This window comes from Nocardioides sp., assembly GCF_024509035.1.
Classification (GTDB): domain Bacteria; phylum Actinomycetota; class Actinomycetes; order Propionibacteriales; family Nocardioidaceae; genus Nocardioides.
The window spans coordinates 1-17563 of record NZ_JANINT010000437.1 but is presented as its reverse complement, the minus strand read 5'-3'; the positions used below and the strand labels follow the sequence as shown (position 1 = coordinate 17563).

Below are 17563 nucleotides of genomic sequence, written 5' to 3'. Positions count from 1 at the left end.
AGCGGCTGGAGCGGGGTCCCGTCCACCGTCGTGGGCAGGTCGGGGCCGCCGACGAACGTCCTCCCGGTCGCGGGGTGGTGGACCGCACCCAGCACCAGCCGATCACCGTCGGTGAGGGCGATCGCCGAGCACCACCAGTCGAGGCCCGCCACGAAGTTGTAGGTGCCGTCGACCGGGTCGATGACCCAGGTCCGGCCGCTGGTGCCCTGCCGAGCGGCTCCCTCCTCCCCCAGCACACCGTCCTCGGGGCGCTCGAGGGACAGGCCGTCGACGACGAGCCGTTCGGCGGCGTGGTCGGCGGCGGTCACGACGTCGGAGATCGAGGACTTCGTGGCGGTCTCGACCCCGTCGGCGCGCATGCGCGCGGCGAGGGTGCCGGCGTCACGCACCAGCCGAGCGGCGAGGGCCGCGTCGTCGGTGAGGGTCACGCCCACGCCTCGGCGAGCAGGGCACGGGTGTCGGAGAGCAGCTGGGGCAGCGTCTTGGTGCCACCGAGCACGGTGATGAAGTTGGCGTCGCCCGACCACCGCGGGACCACGTGCTGGTGCAGGTGCTGCGAGAGCGAGCCGCCGGCGATGCCCCCGAGGTTGAGACCGATGTTGAACGCGTGCGGTCCGCTCACCTCGCGCAGCACGCGCACCGCCCGCTGGGTCGTCGTCATCAGCTCGGTCGTCTCCTCCGGCGTGAGGTCCTCGAGCTCGGCGACGTGCCGGTGCGGCAGCACCATCAGGTGGCCGGGGTTGTAGGGGTGCAGGTTGAGCACGACGAAGCAGGTGTCCCCGCGGTGGACGACCAGGCTCTCCTCGGGGGCGAGGTGCTCCATCGCGCAGAACGGGCACCCCTCGTCGGCGATCGGCGCGCTGGGTGCGATGTACGCCATCCGGTGCGGTGTCCAGAGCCGGTCGAAGCCCTCGAACCCGTCGCGCGCGTGGCCGGCAGGATCCGTCATGCCGACCACCCTAGGGTGAGGCCGTGAGCACACCGACGCTGCGTCCGGCCCGTGCCGGCGACATGGCCCGGGTGGCCGACATCTGGCACGAGTCCTGGCACGTCGCCCACGCCGGTCACGTGCCGGACGGCCTCACGGCGGCCCGCACGCTCGAGGCCTTCCACGCCCGCACGCCCGCTCGCGTCGACGACACCACCGTCGCGGAGGTCGACGGGCGCGTGGTCGGCTTCGTCATGGTCGCGGGCGACGAGGTCGAGCAGGTCTTCGTCGACCCCGTGCACCACGGTTCCGGGATCGCCGCTCCCCTGCTGGCGGAGGGCGAGCGTCGGGTCGCCGCGGCCGGGTACGCCGAGGCCTGGCTCGCCGTGGTGGTCGGCAACGCCCGAGCGCGCCGGTTCTACGAGAAGCACGGCTGGCGCGATGACGGTGACCTGCCGTACGAAGTCACCGCCGGCGGCACGACCTACGTCTCGCCGTGCCGGCGCTATGTCAAGTCGCTCGCAGATCGGACTAGTACTGCTGGAACCAACGACCCATCCGCGCCGACGTCCCCGGGCACGTGAGGTCCAGGTCGCGGTTGCCCTCGACCCACTGCGCGAGGACCGCGTCGCCGCCCTGGATCGACCAGTCCGAGCCGCACCGCTCGCGGGCCTCGGCGCGCGAGGTCTGGCCGGCCGCGCGCCACTCCGGAAGCCCCAGCGCGAGACCGCCGACCACCCCGGCCCACAGCGCGGGCGTCGAGTAGACGCCGACGCCGTAGCCGGCGTCGCGGTAGCCGCGCACCACACCCTCCACGACGGCCGCGTTCGCCTCGCGGTCGCTGCTCCACTCGAAGTCGGGCACCGGCTCGACGTCGACCCACACGAGTGGTGAGGCGAGGCCCGCGTGCCGCATCGTGACCACGTTGGCGAGCGCCTGCTGGTAGCCGGTGTTCGCCAGTGCACCCAGGCGGGTCGACCCGTCGTAGGGCCCCGCCGCGGCATGCTCGGCGACCGCGTCGTCGGAGGGGTAGCTCGCGACGGCGTACGCCGCGGCCATCAGTCGCCGCTCGCGCACCCACCGGACCTGGTCGTCCAGGCACGGGTTGGCGCTGAACCCGGGCCCGTTGGTGAGGCCGAGGACGACGTACTCCGCCGCCGCGGTCGGCATCGGCAGGCCGAGCGTGCGGCGCTCAGGGATGCCGAGCCCCTTCGGGCACTGCGGCCAGCTGATGTCGCCACCGGTCACCTCCCCGCTCTGCGACGGCGCGACCCGCGCTCGCGGGAGCTCGGCCGCGGCCTGCTCGGCGAGCCGTGCCAGCGCCGCGAGCCGGGCGGACGCAGGGTCCTGCGTGGGCTGCACGACCGACGTCGGGCGCGGCTTCGCAGAGACGGACGGCGTTGCGGTCGGGGCCTCCGAGGAGGAGCAGCCGGCGACCAGGCTCGCGACGGCGACCACGCCGGTCAGCGTGGCCGCCGTCGCGCGCAGCAAGCTCAGACCTGCTCGCGGCTCGCGACCGCGTCGGCGACCCGCTGGATCGCCTCGTCGAGCGGGACGCCGTTGTCCTGGCGCCCGTCGCGGTATCGGAAGGAGACCGCACCGGCCGCGATGTCGTCGTCGCCGGCGATCATCATGAACGGCACCTTCTGCAGCTGGGCGTTGCGGATCTTCTTCTGCATCCGGTCGTCGGAGTCGTCGACCTCGACCCGCAGCCCCTGGCGCTGCATCCGCTGCGCCACCTCGTAGAGGTAGTCGTTGTGGCGCTCGGCGATCGGGATCGCCTGGACCTGGACCGGGGCGAGCCACGGAGGGAAGGCGCCGGCGTAGTGCTCCACGAGCACCCCGAAGAACCGCTCGAGCGAGCCGAACTTGGCCGAGTGGATCATCACCGGCTGCTGGCGGGTGCCGTCGGCGGCCTGGAACTCCAGGCCGAAGCCCTTGGGCTGGTTGAAGTCGTACTGGATCGTCGACATCTGCCAGGTGCGGCCGATGGCGTCGCGGGCCTGCACGGAGATCTTCGGGCCGTAGAACGCGGCGCCGCCGGGGTCGGCGACCAGCTCGAGGCCGGACGCGACCGCGACATCCTCGAGGACCTTGGTCGCGGTCGCCCAGTCCTCGTCGGAGCCCACGAACTTGTCGGGCTTGGAGTCGTCGCGGGTCGAGAGCTCGAGGTAGAAGTCGTCGATGCCGAAGTCGCGCAGCAGCCCGAGCACGAAGTCGAGCAGGTGCTTGATCTCGGCGGGCGCCTGCTCCGGGGTGACGTAGGAGTGCGAGTCGTCCTGGGTCAGCCCGCGCACGCGGGTCAGGCCGTGGACGACGCCGGACTTCTCGTAGCGGTAGACCGAGCCGAACTCGAACAGCCGCAGCGGCAGCTCACGGTAGGACCGCCCGCGCGACCTGAAGATCAGGTTGTGCATCGGGCAGTTCATCGCCTTGAGGTAGTAGTTCGCGCCCTCGAACTCCATCGGCGGGAACATCGTGTCGGCGTAGTACGGCAGGTGCCCGGAGGTGTGGAACAGCCCCTCCTTGCTGATGTGGGGCGTGCCGACGTACTGGAAGCCCTCCTCGATGTGGCGCTGGCGGACGTAGTCCTCCATCACCCGCTTGATCACCCCGCCCTTGGGGTGGAAGACCGCGAGGCCCGAGCCGATCTCGTCGGGGAAGCTGAACAGGTCGAGGTCGCGCCCCAGCTTGCGGTGGTCGCGGCGCTCGGCCTCCTCGAGGCGGTGCAGGTGGGCCTCGAGGGCCTCCTTGGACTCCCAGGCGGTGCCGTAGATGCGCTGGAGCTGCTTGTTCTTCTCGTCGCCGCGCCAGTACGCCGCCGCGGTGCGCATCAGCTTGAACGCCGGGATCCGCTTGGTGGTCGGCAGGTGCGGGCCGCGGCACAGGTCGCTCCAGGCGACCTCGCCGTTGCGGCGGATGTTGTCGTAGATCGTCAGCTCGCCGGCGCCGACCTCGACGCTCGCTCCCTCGACCGCCTCGGTGGTCGAGCCCGTCGAGGCCCCGGCGCCCTTGAGCCCGATCAGCTCGATCTTGTAGGGCTCGTCCTGCAGCTCGTCGATCGCGTCGGCGTCGCTGGTCACGCGGCGCGAGAACCGCTGTCCCTCCTTGATGATCTTGCGCATCGCGGTCTCGATCTTGTCGAGGTCCTCGGGGACGAACGGGGTCTCGACGTCGAAGTCGTAGTAGAAGCCGTTCTCGACCGGCGGGCCGATGCCGAGCTTGGCCTCCGGGAAGAGCTGCTGGACGGCCTGGGCCATGACGTGCGCGGTCGAGTGCCGCAGGATGTCGCGGCCGTCGGAGCTGTCGATGGCCACGGGCTCGACCTCGTCGCCGGAGGCGAGCTCGTAGGCCAGGTCCTTGAGCGCGCCGTTGACGCGGGCCGCGATCACGGTGGCGTCGTCGGCGTACAGCTCCCAGGCCTTGGTGCCCGTCGTGACCGTCCGCTCCTCACGCGCATCGGCGTGGGCGAGGACGATCTGCAGATCGGACACGGTGGCTCCTTCGGATCAGCGAAACGGACCCACCGATCGTATCGGTGGGTCCGTCGCGGCCGCCCTTCGGTTTCCGCCTGCCGGCTCGCGGGGGTCACATGTCGCGGTAGCGCTTGGCCTTGCCGAGCTGCTCGACGAGGAACGCCTCGTCGACGCGACGCGGCTGCTGCGGCGGCCAGGTGCCGTGCGGGTCGGCGCTGTAGAGCTCGGCGTACGCCGGCTCGTCGCGCTGGTAGCGCCAGCCCTCGGCCAGCGCACCGACGTCGTAGGCGTCGTAGCCGACCTCGTCGAGGTAGCGCGCCACCACGGCCTTCGCCTCGGCGTCGTCGCCGGCGATGGCGAGGACGCTGCGCTCCGGGTCACCCGTCGGTCGGGCCAGGACCGGGAGGAAGCCGGCGAAGATGTTGTTGAAGGCCTTCACGACCTTCGACTCCGGGAGGTGCGCCTGGAGGAGCTCGGCGGTGGTGGTCGACTCGTCGTCGAGCTCGGCGATCTGGCCGTCGCGCTGGGGGTAGTAGTTGTTGGTGTCGATCACGACCTTGCCGCGCAGCGGGTCGACCGGCACCGAGCGGTACGCCGCGAGCGGGATCGTGACGACCACGAGGTCGCCGGCCTCGGCCGCCTCCTGAGGTGTCGCCGCCCGGGCCCGAGGTCCGAGCTCGGCGACGAGCGCGGCGAGGCTGTCGGGGCCGCGCCGGTTGCTGAGCACGACATCGTGCCCGGCCGCAACCGTCAGGTGGGCCAGAGCGCTGCCGATATTTCCACTGCCGATGAGTCCGATGGTGGTCATGCCGTGGGGAACACCGGGAGCGGCTCGGGGATTCCGGGACTAATGCCTGATTCCATACCAACTTTTGGCTCTACGGAACAGAAGTGGGAAGGAGACGATGAAGACGTGAAGGCATTCGGACGACGCGGAACCGTGAACGGTCCTCGGGAGATCTGCTCCAACTGCGGTCACGAGATCGTCGACGTGCCGCAGGTGGGCTGGGTGGCCCCGGCCCTCGGCGACAGCTACGACCTCTGCTCGGGCGACAGCTTCGGCAACCACCTCCCCCAGCGCCAGGGCAAGCGCTCCACCGGGAGCACGTTGGCACGCAGCGGCCTCTGACCTCGGCAGGTCCGACCGGTCGAGGTCACACCGACCCGCGGACGACCAGCTCGGGCACGAAGATCACCCGGCGCGGGGACCCCTTGCCGCCCTCGTCGACGGACTCCGTCAGCAGCCGCACCGCCTCAGTCACCATCTGGCCGATGGGGTTGTGCAGCGTGGTGAGCGGCGGGTGGGTGCGCTCGGCGACCCCCAGGTCGTCGTAGCCGACGATCGCGACGTCCTCGGGGACGCGCAGCCCCCGCGAGGCGAGCTCGCGCATCGCACCCTGCGCCATCAGGTCGGAGGCGGCGAAGATGCCGTCGAGCGTGCCGCCGTCCCCTTCGGCCCGGTCGAGCAGCGCGGCGCAGGCCTCGGCACCGCTGTCCTCGGTGAAGTCCCCGTAGGCGACCAGGTCGGCATCCAGGCCCACCTTCGTCAGCTCGCGGCGCCAGCCCTCGAGGCGGTCGTGGCCTGCGCGCATGTCGCTCGGACCGGCGATCGTGGCGATCCGGCGCCGGCCCGCCGCGACCAGGGCCCGCACCGCCTGGGCGGCGGCGTCGAGGTTGTCGCTGTCGACGTACGAGACGCGCTCGGCGCCGATCCAGGGGCGCCCGATGAACACGCAGGGCAGCCCGAGGTCGGAGAGGTGCTCGGCCAGCCGGTCGTCGCGGTGGTGCGAGACGACGATCGCGCCGTCGACGTACCGGCCGCGCAGGTAGTGCAGCAGGCGGTCCTCGTCGTCCCCGGGCTGGGCGATCAGCAACACCAGCTGGAGGTCGCGCTCGCGCAGGGCCCGAGCGACCAGGTGGAGCATCCGGGCGAAGAAGGGGTCGGCGAAGATCCGCTCGTCGGACTCGGGGACGATCAGGGCGACCGATCCGGTGCGCCGGGTGACCAGCGAACGCGCCGCGGCGTTGGGCGTGTAGCCGAGGCTGCGCACGGCGTCGTCGACGGCGGCCTGGGCCTTGGCGCTGACCTTGGAACGGCCGTTGATCGCGCGCGAGGCCGTCGCCTTGCTGACGCCCGCCAGCCTGGCCACCTCGTCGAGGGTCGGCGCCTGCCCGTTCTCAGCCATCCGGAGCACGCTACTGGCACAGCGCGTTGCGGACTGCCATTTCGGCGTACCACCGAGCGCTGTCCTTGGGCGTGCGCACCTGGGTGTCGTAGTCGACGTGGACGATGCCGAATCGGTGCGCGTACCCGTAGCTCCACTCGAAGTTGTCCATGAGCGACCACACGAAGTAGCCGCGGACGTCCACCCCCTTGTCCATGGCGTCGAGCACGGCGTGCAGGTGCTGCTCGATGTAGTCGCGGCGGGCGGTGTCGTGGATGGCGCCGTCCTCGACCACGTCGTCGGCCATCGCGCCGTTCTCCGTGATGTAGATCGGGGGTACGCCGTAGTCGTCGCGGAGCCGGATGAGCAGCCGGGTGAGTGCGTCGGGGTCGATCTCCCAGTCGCGGTCGGTGGTCGGCCGGCCGGTGCGCGGGAAGACGAACCCGCCGCCCGGGTAGGGCGACTGCCGGGGCCGGGTGGCGTGCTCGATGCGGCTGCCGAGCAGCTCCCCCGGCTCGGCGTCGTAGGGCAGCGCCGCGGGGACGTCGCCGTGGTAGAAGTTCACGCCCAGGAAGTCCAGCGGCGCGCTGATCAGCTCGAGGTCGCCGTCGCGGACCGCGTCCTGCCACGGCCGGCCCTCGAAGAGCATGCCGTCGGTGTCGAGGGCCAGGTCCTCGGCGTACCGGCCCCGGAACAGCGGGTCGAGGAAGACCCGGTTGTGCAGCCCGTCGAGCCGGCGCGCGGCGTCGACGTCGGCGGCCCGGGTCGGGTCGAACGGGTCGGCCACGGTCGGGTTGAGGGTGATGCCGACCGCCTTGCCGTCCCCTTGAGTGCCGCCGCGGCGCCGGAACTCGTCGACGAACAGCCCGTGCCCGAGCAGCAGGTGGTGGGCGGCGACGATGCCGGCCACGCCCTCCTGGCGTCCGGGGGCGTGTCCGCCGCTGGTGTAGCCCATGAACGACGAGCACCAGGGCTCGTTGTGGGTCGTCCAGCTGTCGACCCGGTCGCCGAGGGCGTCGTACACGGTCACGGCGTAGTCGGCGAACCGGTAGGCCGTGTCGCGGTTGGTCCACCCGCCCGCGTCCTCGAGGGCCTGAGGGAGGTCCCAGTGGTAGAGCGTCAGCCACGGGGTGATCCCGGCGGTGAGCAGCTCGTCGACGAGGCGCCGGTAGAAGTCGAGCCCCGCCTGGTTGACCGGGCCGCCGTCGGGGCAGATCCGCGGCCAGGCCGTCGAGAACCGGTACGACGCGAGGTTGAGCTGTCGCATCAGTGCGACGTCCTGCGGCATCCGGTGGTAGTGGTCGCAGGCCACGTCGGCGTCGTCGCCGTTCACGATCGCGCCGGGCAGGCGGACGAACGTGTCCCAGATCGAGGGCCTGCGGCCGTCGACGTCGACGGCGCCCTCGATCTGGTAGGCCGCGGCTGCGGCGCCCCAGAGGAAGCCCGGGGGGAACTCTCGGGTCGTCATCCCTTGACGGCTCCTTGCATGATGCCGGCCACCAGCTGGCGACCGGTCGCGATGAACAGGATGAGGAGCGGGACCGTGGCCAGCAGCGTCCCCGCCTGGAGCAGCGCGATGTCGGAGATCCCACCTGCGGGCGCGATCTTGAGCTGGTCGAGCGCGGTCTGCAGGGTCTGCACGTCGGATCCCTGCAGGATCAGCAGCGGCCACATGAAGTCGGTCCAGGTGTGCATGAACGTGAACAGCGCGAGGATCGCCATGGCCGGACGCGCTGCGGGCACCGCCACGGTCCAGAACGTGCGGATCTGGGAGCATCCGTCGACGCGGGCCGCCTCGATCAGCTCGTCGGGGATCGCGTCGACGAGGTACTGGCGCATGAAGAAGACGCCGAACGCCGTGACCAACCAGGGCAGCACGACGGCGGTGCGGGTGCCGGCGAGACCGAGGTTGCTGAACTCCTTGAGCAGCGGCATCAGCGCGAGCTGGGTCGGCACCGCCATCGTGGCGATGACGAAGGCCATGCCGGCGTTGCGGCCCTTGAACTTGAGCTTGGCGAACGCGTAGCCCGCCAGCGTGGAGAAGAACACCACCGACGCCGCCGAGACGCTGGAGATGATGATCGAGTTGGCGAGCGCGGACCAGAAGTCGATCTGGTCGAAGACGCGCCGCGCGTTCTCGAGGAAGTGGCCGCCCGGGTAGAGCGGCGGCGGGCTGTGGATCGCGCGCTCCTTGGTGACCGATCCGATCACGAACGACCAGTAGAGCGGGAAGGCCGAGCCCAGCACGAACGCCGAGAGCAGGCCGTAGACGAGGAATCCTGGGCGTCGGTTCATCGCTCCGACCTCCTCTGGACCAGGCGGGTGAGGCCGAAGTTGACCAGCGCGATCGTGATGATGATCAGCACGATGATCCAGGTCGCCGCGGCCGCTCGTGGGTAGGGATCGGTGCTGCTGTTGGAGGTGTTGAACACATACATCGTCAGCGTCTGGTACTGGTAGTCCGCCCCGCCCTGGAACTGCAGGTTGGTGTCGAAGAGCCGAGGCTCGGTGAAGATCTGCAGGCCACCGATCGTCGAGGTGATGATGACGAAGAGCATCGTCGGGCTGATCGAGGGCAACGTGATGTGGAAGAACTGCTGCACCCTGCTCGCGCCGTCGATGGCGGCCGCCTCGTAGTACTCGCGGGAGACCGCCTGCATCGCGGCGAGGATGATCAGCGTGTTGTAGCCGGTCCAGCGGTAGTTGACCATCGTCGCGATCGCGCTCCAGCTGGCGAACCGGTTGGAGTGCCAGCCGATCTTGGGCAGCCCGACGGCGTGGATGATCTCGTTGACGAGGCCGGTCTTGTCGGCGAACAGGCTGCCGAAGATCAGCGCCGTCGCCGCCGGCGCGACGACGAAGGGCAGCAGGACGCTCATCCGCCACCAGGTGCGACCGCGCAGCCGCGTGTCGAGCATCGCGGCGATGATCGTGGCGGTCACGACCTGCGGCACCGACGAGAGCAGGAAGATGCCGATCGTGTTCCAGAACGCCTTGCGGAACACGGGGTCCTGGAGCACGTGCGCGTAGTTGGCGAACCCCACGCTGTCGCCGTGGTGCGGGCCGAACCGCGGCCAGGAGAAGAACGAGAGGTAGCCCGAGTAGACCATCGGGTAGATCCCGACGAGCACGAAGAGGGCGAAGAACGGCAGCACGTAGAGGTACGGCGCGAAGCGGTAGTCCCAGTGGGACAGGCGCTGCCGGCGCGTCAGCCGCGGCGGCGCTGGATCCGCCGGAGCCCCGGCGTCACCGCTGCGGGTGGCCTGGACGGTCGTCACGTCGTACCTCCTCGTGAGCGCCGGGGTCCGGGTGCCCCCGGCCGGGAGTCACGCGGACTCCCGACCGGGGGCGTGGGTGCGGACCCGGACATGTGGTCAGGACAGGCTCTCGACGGCCTGGGTGAACGTCTTCCACGAGTCGTCGGGCGAGCTGCCCTCGTCGACGCGCTGGATGGCGGTCTGGAAGAGACCGAGGATGTCGGAGTACTTGTCACCCTTGTACGGGTGGCCGGGCTCCACGGCGGCAGCGCGCGAGGCGAGGATCGCCGCGGTCGGTGCGTCGTTGAAGTAGGGGTCGGTGGTGTTCTCCGCGGCGAGCGCCTCCTCGGCGGCGACGTTGGCCGGGTAGTTGCCGGCGGCCTCGAAGACCGCGAGCTCCTGGTCCTTGTCGGTCAGCCAGGCGGCGAACTGCTTGGCCTCGTCGGGGTGCTCGGACTGCGTGGGCACGGCGAGGAAGGAGCCGCCCCAGTTGCCGCCGCCGCCCGGGAAGGCGTCGACGATGTCCCAGCCCTTCACGTCCGGGGCGGAGGACTTGACGTTGGAGAACATCCAGCCCGGGCACGGCATGGTGGCGAAGCCGTCGTTGGTGAAGTTGTTGGTCCAGTCCTCCTTCCACTGCACGACGCGCGGCGAGAGGGTCGAGGAGTACTGGGTGACGGCGTCCCAGACGTTCTGGATCTCGGGGTTGTCGATGTTCACCTCGTTGTCCTCGGTCTGGAAGGGGAACTCCGTCTGGTTGAGCATCGCCTGCGCGATCGAGCCGCTGGAGTCGTACCACTTGGTGTCAGGCAGCGCGGCGACGAGCTTCTTGCCGGCCTCGAAGTAGGAGTCCCAGGTCGCGAAGATCGGCTTGACCGCCTCGCGGTCGCTGGGCAGCCCGGCCTTCTTGAACAGGTCGGCGCGGTAGCAGAACGCCTCCGGGCCGACGTCGGTCGGATAGCCGATCTGCTTGCCGTCGGCGGTCTGCGCGGCCTTGTAGGCGTACTCGACCCAGCGATCGTCGAGGGAGGAGTCGGAGAGATCGACGAACTGGTCGGAGGCGCCCTCCGAGACGAACTGCGGCATCGCGTCGCCCTCGACCGCGACGATGTCGGTGAGGCCGTGGCCGGCCTGCAGCTCCTGGGTGAGCGTCTTCTTCCAGGGGTCCCAGTCGGCGACCTTGGTGTGCTTGACGGTGAACGGCCGGTCGGGGTCGGCGTTCCACTGGTCGATCAGCTTGTCGTAGCCGAAGTCGCTGAACGTGGTGATGGTGAGGACGTCGTCCTGACCGAGCTTGGACTCACTGCCGCCGGACTCACTGTCGCCGCAGGCGGCGGTCATACCGGCGACGAGGGCTACCGCGGCGCCGAGCGCGGCCCCCCGTCGGATGTTGGGCTTGCGCATCACTGGACGCTCCTGACCGATCGAACCCGGGTGGAACCGTTTCCACTCCTGTTGCCTCAGGACTATGAGGGGCGTCACATGCCGTGTCAAGAGGGAGCGTGCGAATGTCCCAAAGTTGCCGCCCAACGCGGTGAGACCGCTTCCATTCCAATGCCTCACCTCGGCCACGACCGCCGGTCAGGTGGATGGCAGGGAAGCTCGACGACGGTGGTCCCATGACGACGACTTCCCAGGTCCGCACCCGCGGCCGGCTGATGCTCAACAAGGTTCCCGAGGTGACGGTGTACTTCTGGATCATCAAGATCCTGTGCACCACGGTCGGCGAGAGCTTCGCCGACTACATCAACGAGACGCTCGGCTTCGGCCTGACCAACACCACCCTGGCGTTCTCGGCCGCCCTCGTCGTCGCGATGGTGCTCCAGTTCCGTCTCAACCGTTACGTGCCCTCGGTCTACTGGCTGACGGTCGTGCTGATCAGCGTCGTGGGGACCCTGCTGACCGACAACCTGACCGACGCCCGCGGGGTGCCACTGTGGCTCAGCACCACGGTGTTCTCCGTCCTGCTCGCCCTGGTGTTCGGGATCTGGTACGCGCGGGAGCGGACCCTGTCGATCCACTCGATCGTCACGATCCCTCGTGAGGCGTTCTACTGGCTCACGGTGCTGGTCACGTTCGCACTCGGTACGGCGACCGGCGACTGGACCCTCGAGCTGACCGGCTGGTCGCCGGGTGCCTCGATCATGCTGCCGCTGGGCCTCATCGCCGCCGTCCTGGTGGCCTGGCGCCTGGGTGCCGGCCCGGTGCTGTCGTTCTGGCTGGCCTACATCCTGACCCGGCCGCTGGGCGCCAACATCGGCGACTACCTCGCATCGGATCGGTCCGAGGGCGGTCTCGGTCTCGGCACGTTCGGCACGAGCCTGCTGTTCCTCGGCACGATCCTCGGCGTCGTCGTCTACCTGACGGTCACCGAGACGGACCGGACCGAGCGGGCAGTCGCCGTCGAGGCCTGATCTGCGGGGAGATCCCGGGAGGCCCGGGGCCGGAGGGACAATGTCGAGGTGGACGGCCTGGGGCACTACCTCACCTTCGGGCTCGGACTGCTCGCCCTGGTGGGCGTCACCATCGGGCTCGCCCGCTGGGCCGGTGTGGGGCTGGGACTCTTCCCGCTCTGGGCACTGGCCCGCGCGGTCGTCCAGCTCAGCGTCGTCGCCCTGCTGCTGCGCGGCATCCTCGCCGTGCCGTGGACGGTGGCGCTCTTCCTGGTGCTGATGCTGACCACAGCCTCCTGGACCGCGGTGCGGCGTCTGGAGCTCCTCTGGCACGGAAGGCGTGCCGCCGTGCTGGGCGTCCTCGCCGGAGCCGCGCTCGCCCTGACCATGGTGTTCGCGCTGCAGCTCGTCGACCTCGAGGTGCGCTACCTGGTGGCGGTCGCCGGCATCGTGATCGGCAATGCCATGAGTGCCGCGACGCTGGCCGGGCGCAACTTCCTGCGCAGCGCGACCGCGCGACGCGATGAGATCGAGGCCTGGCTCTCGCTCGGCGCCAGCCCGGCACGGGCACACGAGGAGATCGGCCGTGAGTCGGTGCGCGAGTCCCTGCTCCCGACGCTCGACCAGACCAAGTCCACCGGCCTGGTCACGCTCCCGGGTGCGTTCGTCGGCGCGCTGTTCGGCGGCGCGGGCCCAGCCGGCGCCGCCGAGTTCCAGCTCGTGGTGCTGGCCGGCATCGCGCTCGCGATGACCGTGACGAGCATCGTGGTCACCCGGATCGCGGGTCGCACGCCGTACCTCGTCGCGACCCGGACCTAGCCGGACCTGACCCGCTCCGAGGTCAGCCGCGGGGCAGTCGGACCGCGAACCTGGTGACTCCTGGGCCGGGTGCGACCACCACGTCGCCGCCGAGGGTGCGAGCGATCCGGCGGGCGATGGCCAGGCCCAGGCCGGCGCCCGACCCCGGCGAGGAGGTGGTGCCGGGCTCGAAGATCCGCTCCGCGTCGTCGGGATCGACGCCAGGGCCATCGTCGTCGATCTGGACCTCGACCGTTCCTGCGGCGGCGGTCGCGCCGACCCGGACCTCGGTCCGGGAGAACCGCATCGCGTTCTCGACCACCGGACTGATCGCCCGCACCGCGAGGTCGTGAGGGACCCCGAGACGCAGGTCGGGCACGTCGACGACGAGCGCCTCCCGGTCGGCGGCGAGCTGGCTCCCGATCTCCCCCAGCACGTCGCGCAGCGAGCAGCGCGCGCCGGCGAGGACCTGGGTCTCGGTGCGGGCCAGGTCGAGCAGGGTGCTGATCGTCGTCGCCATCCGCCGTCCGGCCGCCACGATCTCCTCCAGGTCGGCGCGAGCCTCGGCGGGCAGCGTGTCGCGCATCAGGATCAGGTCGGCCATGCCCTGGACGGTGGTCAGCGGCGTCCGGAGCTCGTGCGCGAGCTCGGAGGTCAGGCGCTGCTCGGAGCGGATCGCCGCGGCGACCTTCTCCAACAGCTGGTCGAGCGTGCCTGCCAGCGCGCTGAGCTCGTTCTCGGGCTCGCCGAGGTCGAAGCGCCGGCTGAGGTCGTGCTCGCTCCACTCGGTCGCGGTCGCCGCCATCTCGGCGACCGGGGCGAGCGCGCGCCGGGTCGCCCAGGCGGCGACGGCGGCCGCCGCGACGGTCGCCAGGAGTCCGGTCAGCAGCGACACGATCAGCGCCAGCCTCTCGGCCTCCTCGTAGGGCTCGAGCCGCTCGACCACGACGACGACCCCCACGACCCCGTCGGCGGCCGTGAACGGCTCGGCCAGGACACGACTGTGCTCGCCGAAGGAGCGCAGGGCCGTCGACCTGGCCGTGCTGAGAGCGGCGTAGAGGTCCCGCAGCCTGTCCGGCGCCACGCCCGCGACCAGACCGCCTCGATCGTCGTAGACGGCCACGCCGGCGTCCAGCTGTCCGTCCGGTACGACGAGCGCGCCGGCCGCGTCGGTCGAGGCGGAGCTGATCACGGCCTCCGCACGGTCCTGGAGGACCCGGTCGACGTCGTTGGCGGCGATCCGGGCGAGGACGAGCTGCACGACGACGGTCAGCAGGATCATCGCGGCCGCGGTGATGCCGGCCGTCAGCATGACGATCTGGCCCCGGAAGGACCGCAGCGGGCGCGGCCGGATCACCGGAGGCGGAACCCGACGCCGCGGACGGTCTCGATCGACACCGGCGACTCGATGGCCTCCAGCTTGGTCCGGATGCGGCGCATGAAGGAGTCCACGGTGTTCTCCGCCACGACGGCTCCTTCCGGCCAGGCTGCCGCGATCACGCTACGCCGGCGGACGACCTCGTCGGGCCGCGACGTGATCGCGGCCAGCATCCGGAACTCCGTGGGCGTCAGCAACACCTCGCCGGAGCTGGTCCGGGCCGCGTGCCGGGCGGGGTCGAGCTCGAGACCGGAGGTCGTCGTCAGCGGCGGACGCCCGCGCCGTCCGAGAGCCTCGAGGCGGGCGATCAGCTCCTTGAGCTCGAAGGGCTTCGAGACGTAGTCGTCACCGCCGGCGCCGAAGCCGGCCAGCCGCTCATGGGTCGCCCCGAGGGCGGTGAGGAACAGGACGGGCGCGTTCTGGCCGGCCGAGCGCAGCGCCTGACAGACATCGCGACCGTCGGAGTCCGGGAGCCCGATGTCGAGGACCATGACGTCGATCGCGCTGTCGGCACCGAAGCTGCGCAGTGCCTCACCCCCGTCGTGCGCCATGAGCGTCTCGTGCCCCGCGAACCGCAGTGCCTCTCCGAGCAACCGGCGGATCGACGGGTCGTCCTCGCACACTCCGATGAGCATCGGTTCACCTCCCCTTCGAGCGCTCACAGCCTGGCCCGGCGTACCTGCCATCATCCTGAACGCGCCGTCCTCGCGCCGGGACACCCACCCCAGGGTGGCACTGGGGACCTGCCGCCTTCCTGCACGCGACCTGGCACGCAGTCAGGTGCCGTGCAGGCTGGGACTCCGACGCTGTGCTCGTGAGCACGATGCCGACAGCGTTCGAGCGACCCCCCAGCAGCCTCGCCGCCCGCGGCCGCTGGGCGCTCGGAGCCGGCCTGGCGATCGCCCTGCTGGCCCTGGTGCTGCCGCGAGCCACGGGCGTCCCGTGGGCCAGCACCTGGTCGGTGGTCTCAGCGGTGCCCGCGATCGAGCTGGTCGCCCTCGTCGTCCTCTGGGGGCTGGGCCTGCTGTCGCACACGATCACGCTGACCGCGGCCCTGCCCACCCTGACGCACCGGCGGGCGCTGACCCTGAGCCTGACCGGCAGCGCGGTGGCGAACGTGCTGCCCCTCGGCGGGGCCGCCGGCATCGCCTTGAACCACCGGATGGTCCGCCAGTGGGGCTACGCCGCCGAGGAGTTCGCTGCATTCACGCTGATCACGAACATCTGGGACGTCCTGGTCAAGCTCGCACTGCCCCTCGCGGTCGTCCCGGTGGCGGCCCTCGCGACGGGCACGGCGCTGGGCGGTGCCCTCGGCCCGGCGATCCTCGCGGCCGCCGTGCTCGCCGCGGCCTGCCTCCTGACGATCGTCGTGCTGGCTCGGCCCGCGACCGCGGCGTACGCCGGCCGGCTCCTCGACCGCGGGGCCGATCGTGCCCTGCGGCTCACGCGATCCTCGTGCCAGGCTCGGCCGGGCCAGGCGCTCGTCGCGCTCCAGGCCCGGTGCAGCAGCCTGGTCCGGACCCGGTGGCCGCGGCTGAGTCTGGGGATGGTGCTCTACACCGCCCTGCTGTTCGCGTTGATGTGGTCGTGCCTCGAGGCCACCGGCGCCGGGCTCACGCCGGCAGCGGTGCTGGCCGGGTTCGCCGTCGAACGGCTGCTCACGCTGGCCGGCCTGACCCCGGGCGGTGCCGGCATCGTCGAGGTGGGGCTGACCGGAGCGCTGCTCGCCCTGGGCGGCTCCCCCACGGCCGTGGTCGCGGGCGTCCTGCTCTACCGCGCCCTCACCTACGGGTTGGAGATCCCGGTCGGCGGGGCGGGGTTGGCGATGTGGCTGTGGCACCGGCACCGGCTCCCACGCCGCTGCGCGACGCGGGAGCCGGGCTCGTGATGCGCGTCCTCCACGTCAGCGACTGCTACCTGCCGCGCCTGGGCGGGATCGAGATCCACCTGCGCGACCTGGTGCAGCACCAGCGTGCGGCCGGTCACGAGTCGCACCTGGTCACCACCACGCCGCCCCTGGCCGGCGCCGGTGACGACCCCTGGGTCCACCGCGTCGACGCCACCAGTGGACCCGTCGGCGGGCTGGCCCGCGCCGACGCGGCCCTGCGGCAGCTGCTGGCCGACCTCTCCCCCGACGTCGTCCACGTCCACGTGTCGGTGTTCTCCCCGTTCGCGACGATCGCGGCACGCCGGGCCGCGACCGCGGGCGTCGCCACCCTGGTGACGGTGCACTCGATGTGGTCGCGGCTGGGCCCGCTGCCCGCGGCCGCGCACACCCTGCTGCGGCTGGGGTCCTGGCCGGTGACCTGGTCGGCGGTCAGCGAGCCCGCGGCCGCACCCCTGCGAGCCATGCTCGGCCCCGGGGTCCCGGTGCATGTGCTGCCCAACGCGATCGACACCGCCTCCTGGCGCCCGCGCGACCTGGACGGTCAGGCGCTCCCCCGACCGGCGACCCCCACCGTCGTCAGCGTCATGCGCTTGACCCACACCAAGCGGACGCTGCCGCTCGCCGCGATCCTCCGCGACGTGCGGCGGCGGCTGCCGACCGACCAGCCGATGCGGGCTGTCGTGATCGGCGACGGCCCGCGGCGACCCGCACTCGAGAGGTACGTGCGGCGCCACCGCATGGCCGACTGGGTCGAGCTGCACGGCCGGGTGGACCGGGCGGTGGTCCGCCAGGAGCTGTCCACGGCCTCGGTCTTCCTGGCCCCCGCGGAGCTGGAGTCGTTCGGTATCGCCGCCCTCGAGGCGCGGGCCATGGGCCTGCCGGTGGTGGCCAGCTCGCACAGTGGGGTCGTCGAGTTCGTCGGGCACGGCACCGAGGGCTTGCTCGGTCCCACCGACCAGGCACTCGCCCAGCACGTCACCCGGCTGCTCACCGACACGTCGCTGCGCACCCGCATCGCCCGGCACAACGCCCTCGTGCCGTCGCGGCACGATTGGGCGCAGGCCCTGCAGCTCAGCGACGCGGCGTACGCCGAGGCGATGTCGGCCGGCCGGCCCCGCCTGCGGCGGTTGGCGCCGGTGGGCGCGTCGTGACCGGCGCGGAGCGGTTCACGGTCGTCTCGTTCCACGCCCATCCCGATGACGAGGCGCTGCTGACAGGCGGCACACTGGCCCGGGCCGCCGCGGCCGGGCACCGAGTGGTGCTCGTGGTGGCGACCGCCG

19 protein-coding genes are annotated in these 17563 nt (G+C 71.4%); 7 read left to right on the top strand and 12 right to left on the bottom strand.

Features of this window, described 5'->3' with window-relative positions; translation table 11 throughout:
* Both Q0L15_RS23615 and Q0L15_RS23610 read right to left on the bottom strand, forming a co-directional pair.
* The coding region (locus tag Q0L15_RS23615; RefSeq protein WP_296607296.1) for an inositol monophosphatase family protein at positions 1–428 on the bottom strand (428 nt) is incomplete at its 3' end.
* Complete coding sequence (locus Q0L15_RS23610) at positions 425–949, bottom strand: HIT domain-containing protein (RefSeq protein ID WP_296607295.1); 525 nt, start codon at positions 947–949, stop codon at positions 425–427. The genes Q0L15_RS23615 and Q0L15_RS23610, both read right to left, overlap by 4 nt.
* 23 nt (positions 950–972) lie before the next feature.
* Here Q0L15_RS23610 and Q0L15_RS23605 point away from each other — a divergent pair, with 23 nt between their 5' ends.
* On the top strand, positions 973–1512 hold the full coding sequence (locus Q0L15_RS23605) for a GNAT family N-acetyltransferase (RefSeq protein WP_296607294.1): 540 nt from the start codon (positions 973–975) through the stop codon (positions 1510–1512).
* Here Q0L15_RS23605 and Q0L15_RS23600 read toward each other — a convergent pair.
* The 3 genes from Q0L15_RS23600 to Q0L15_RS23590 all read right to left on the bottom strand — a co-directional run bounded on the left by Q0L15_RS23600 (position 1460) and on the right by Q0L15_RS23590 (position 5212).
* On the bottom strand, positions 1460–2419 hold the full coding sequence (locus tag Q0L15_RS23600; RefSeq protein ID WP_296607293.1) for a hypothetical protein: 960 nt from the start codon (positions 2417–2419) through the stop codon (positions 1460–1462). The genes Q0L15_RS23605 and Q0L15_RS23600 overlap by 53 nt on opposite strands.
* A gap of 2 nt (positions 2420–2421) precedes the next feature.
* Complete coding sequence (gene thrS, locus Q0L15_RS23595; protein WP_296607292.1) at positions 2422–4422, bottom strand: threonine--tRNA ligase; 2001 nt, start codon at positions 4420–4422, stop codon at positions 2422–2424.
* A 94-nt stretch (positions 4423–4516) separates the two neighbouring features.
* The gene (locus tag Q0L15_RS23590; RefSeq protein WP_296607291.1) at positions 4517–5212 is read right to left on the bottom strand and encodes an NADPH-dependent F420 reductase; all 696 of its coding nucleotides are present in this window, start codon (positions 5210–5212) and stop codon (positions 4517–4519) included.
* A 132-nt stretch (positions 5213–5344) separates the two neighbouring features.
* Here Q0L15_RS23590 and Q0L15_RS23585 point away from each other — a divergent pair, with 132 nt between their 5' ends.
* Complete coding sequence (locus tag Q0L15_RS23585; RefSeq protein ID WP_296607290.1) at positions 5345–5533, top strand: hypothetical protein; 189 nt, start codon at positions 5345–5347, stop codon at positions 5531–5533.
* 25 nt (positions 5534–5558) lie between these two features.
* Here the strand turns inward: Q0L15_RS23585 and Q0L15_RS23580 are convergent, their stop codons facing one another.
* The 5 genes from Q0L15_RS23580 to Q0L15_RS23560 all read right to left on the bottom strand — a co-directional run bounded on the left by Q0L15_RS23580 (position 5559) and on the right by Q0L15_RS23560 (position 11230).
* Complete coding sequence (locus Q0L15_RS23580; RefSeq protein WP_296607289.1) at positions 5559–6590, bottom strand: LacI family DNA-binding transcriptional regulator; 1032 nt, start codon at positions 6588–6590, stop codon at positions 5559–5561.
* A gap of 10 nt (positions 6591–6600) precedes the next feature.
* A complete protein-coding gene (locus Q0L15_RS23575) occupies positions 6601–8037 on the bottom strand; it encodes a family 1 glycosylhydrolase (protein WP_296607288.1) in 1437 nt (478 codons plus the stop codon).
* Entirely contained in the window at positions 8034–8864 is an 831-nt protein-coding gene (locus Q0L15_RS23570; RefSeq protein ID WP_296607287.1) for a carbohydrate ABC transporter permease, read from the bottom strand. The genes Q0L15_RS23575 and Q0L15_RS23570 overlap by 4 nt, the downstream gene beginning before the upstream one ends.
* Positions 8861–9847 carry a carbohydrate ABC transporter permease gene (locus Q0L15_RS23565; RefSeq protein ID WP_296607286.1) on the bottom strand — a complete coding sequence of 329 codons (987 nt, stop codon included), beginning with the start codon at positions 9845–9847 and terminating at the stop codon, positions 8861–8863. The genes Q0L15_RS23570 and Q0L15_RS23565 overlap by 4 nt, the downstream gene beginning before the upstream one ends.
* 96 nt (positions 9848–9943) lie before the next feature.
* A complete protein-coding gene (locus tag Q0L15_RS23560; protein WP_296607285.1) occupies positions 9944–11230 on the bottom strand; it encodes an extracellular solute-binding protein in 1287 nt (428 codons plus the stop codon).
* Between the two features lie 215 nt (positions 11231–11445).
* On the opposite strand from Q0L15_RS23560, the gene Q0L15_RS23555 reads away from it, so the two are divergent.
* Positions 11446–12240 (top strand): hypothetical protein, encoded by a 795-nt coding sequence (locus Q0L15_RS23555; protein WP_296607284.1) that lies wholly within the window; start codon positions 11446–11448, stop codon positions 12238–12240.
* 48 nt (positions 12241–12288) lie between these two features.
* Positions 12289–13038, top strand: coding sequence for an ABC transporter permease (locus Q0L15_RS23550; RefSeq protein ID WP_296607283.1), 750 nt, complete (start codon positions 12289–12291; stop codon positions 13036–13038).
* A 22-nt stretch (positions 13039–13060) separates the two neighbouring features.
* Here the strand turns inward: Q0L15_RS23550 and Q0L15_RS23545 are convergent, their stop codons facing one another.
* Both Q0L15_RS23545 and Q0L15_RS23540 read right to left on the bottom strand, forming a co-directional pair.
* Positions 13061–14374, bottom strand: coding sequence for a HAMP domain-containing sensor histidine kinase (locus Q0L15_RS23545; RefSeq protein ID WP_296607282.1), 1314 nt, complete (start codon positions 14372–14374; stop codon positions 13061–13063).
* Entirely contained in the window at positions 14371–15030 is a 660-nt protein-coding gene (locus tag Q0L15_RS23540) for a response regulator transcription factor (protein WP_296607281.1), read from the bottom strand. The genes Q0L15_RS23545 and Q0L15_RS23540 overlap by 4 nt, the downstream gene beginning before the upstream one ends.
* Positions 15031–15218: 188 nt before the next feature.
* On the opposite strand from Q0L15_RS23540, the gene Q0L15_RS23535 reads away from it, so the two are divergent.
* The 3 genes from Q0L15_RS23535 to Q0L15_RS23525 form a co-directional block, all read left to right on the top strand.
* Positions 15219–16283: a YbhN family protein gene (locus tag Q0L15_RS23535; RefSeq protein WP_296607298.1), complete on the top strand. Its 1065-nt coding sequence runs from the start codon at positions 15219–15221 to the stop codon at positions 16281–16283.
* On the top strand, positions 16229–17434 hold the full coding sequence (locus Q0L15_RS23530; RefSeq protein WP_296607280.1) for a glycosyltransferase family 4 protein: 1206 nt from the start codon (positions 16229–16231) through the stop codon (positions 17432–17434). The genes Q0L15_RS23535 and Q0L15_RS23530 overlap by 55 nt, the downstream gene beginning before the upstream one ends.
* A partial coding sequence (locus tag Q0L15_RS23525) for a PIG-L family deacetylase (protein WP_296607297.1) occupies positions 17431–17563 on the top strand: 133 nt, incomplete at its 3' end. The genes Q0L15_RS23530 and Q0L15_RS23525, both read left to right, overlap by 4 nt.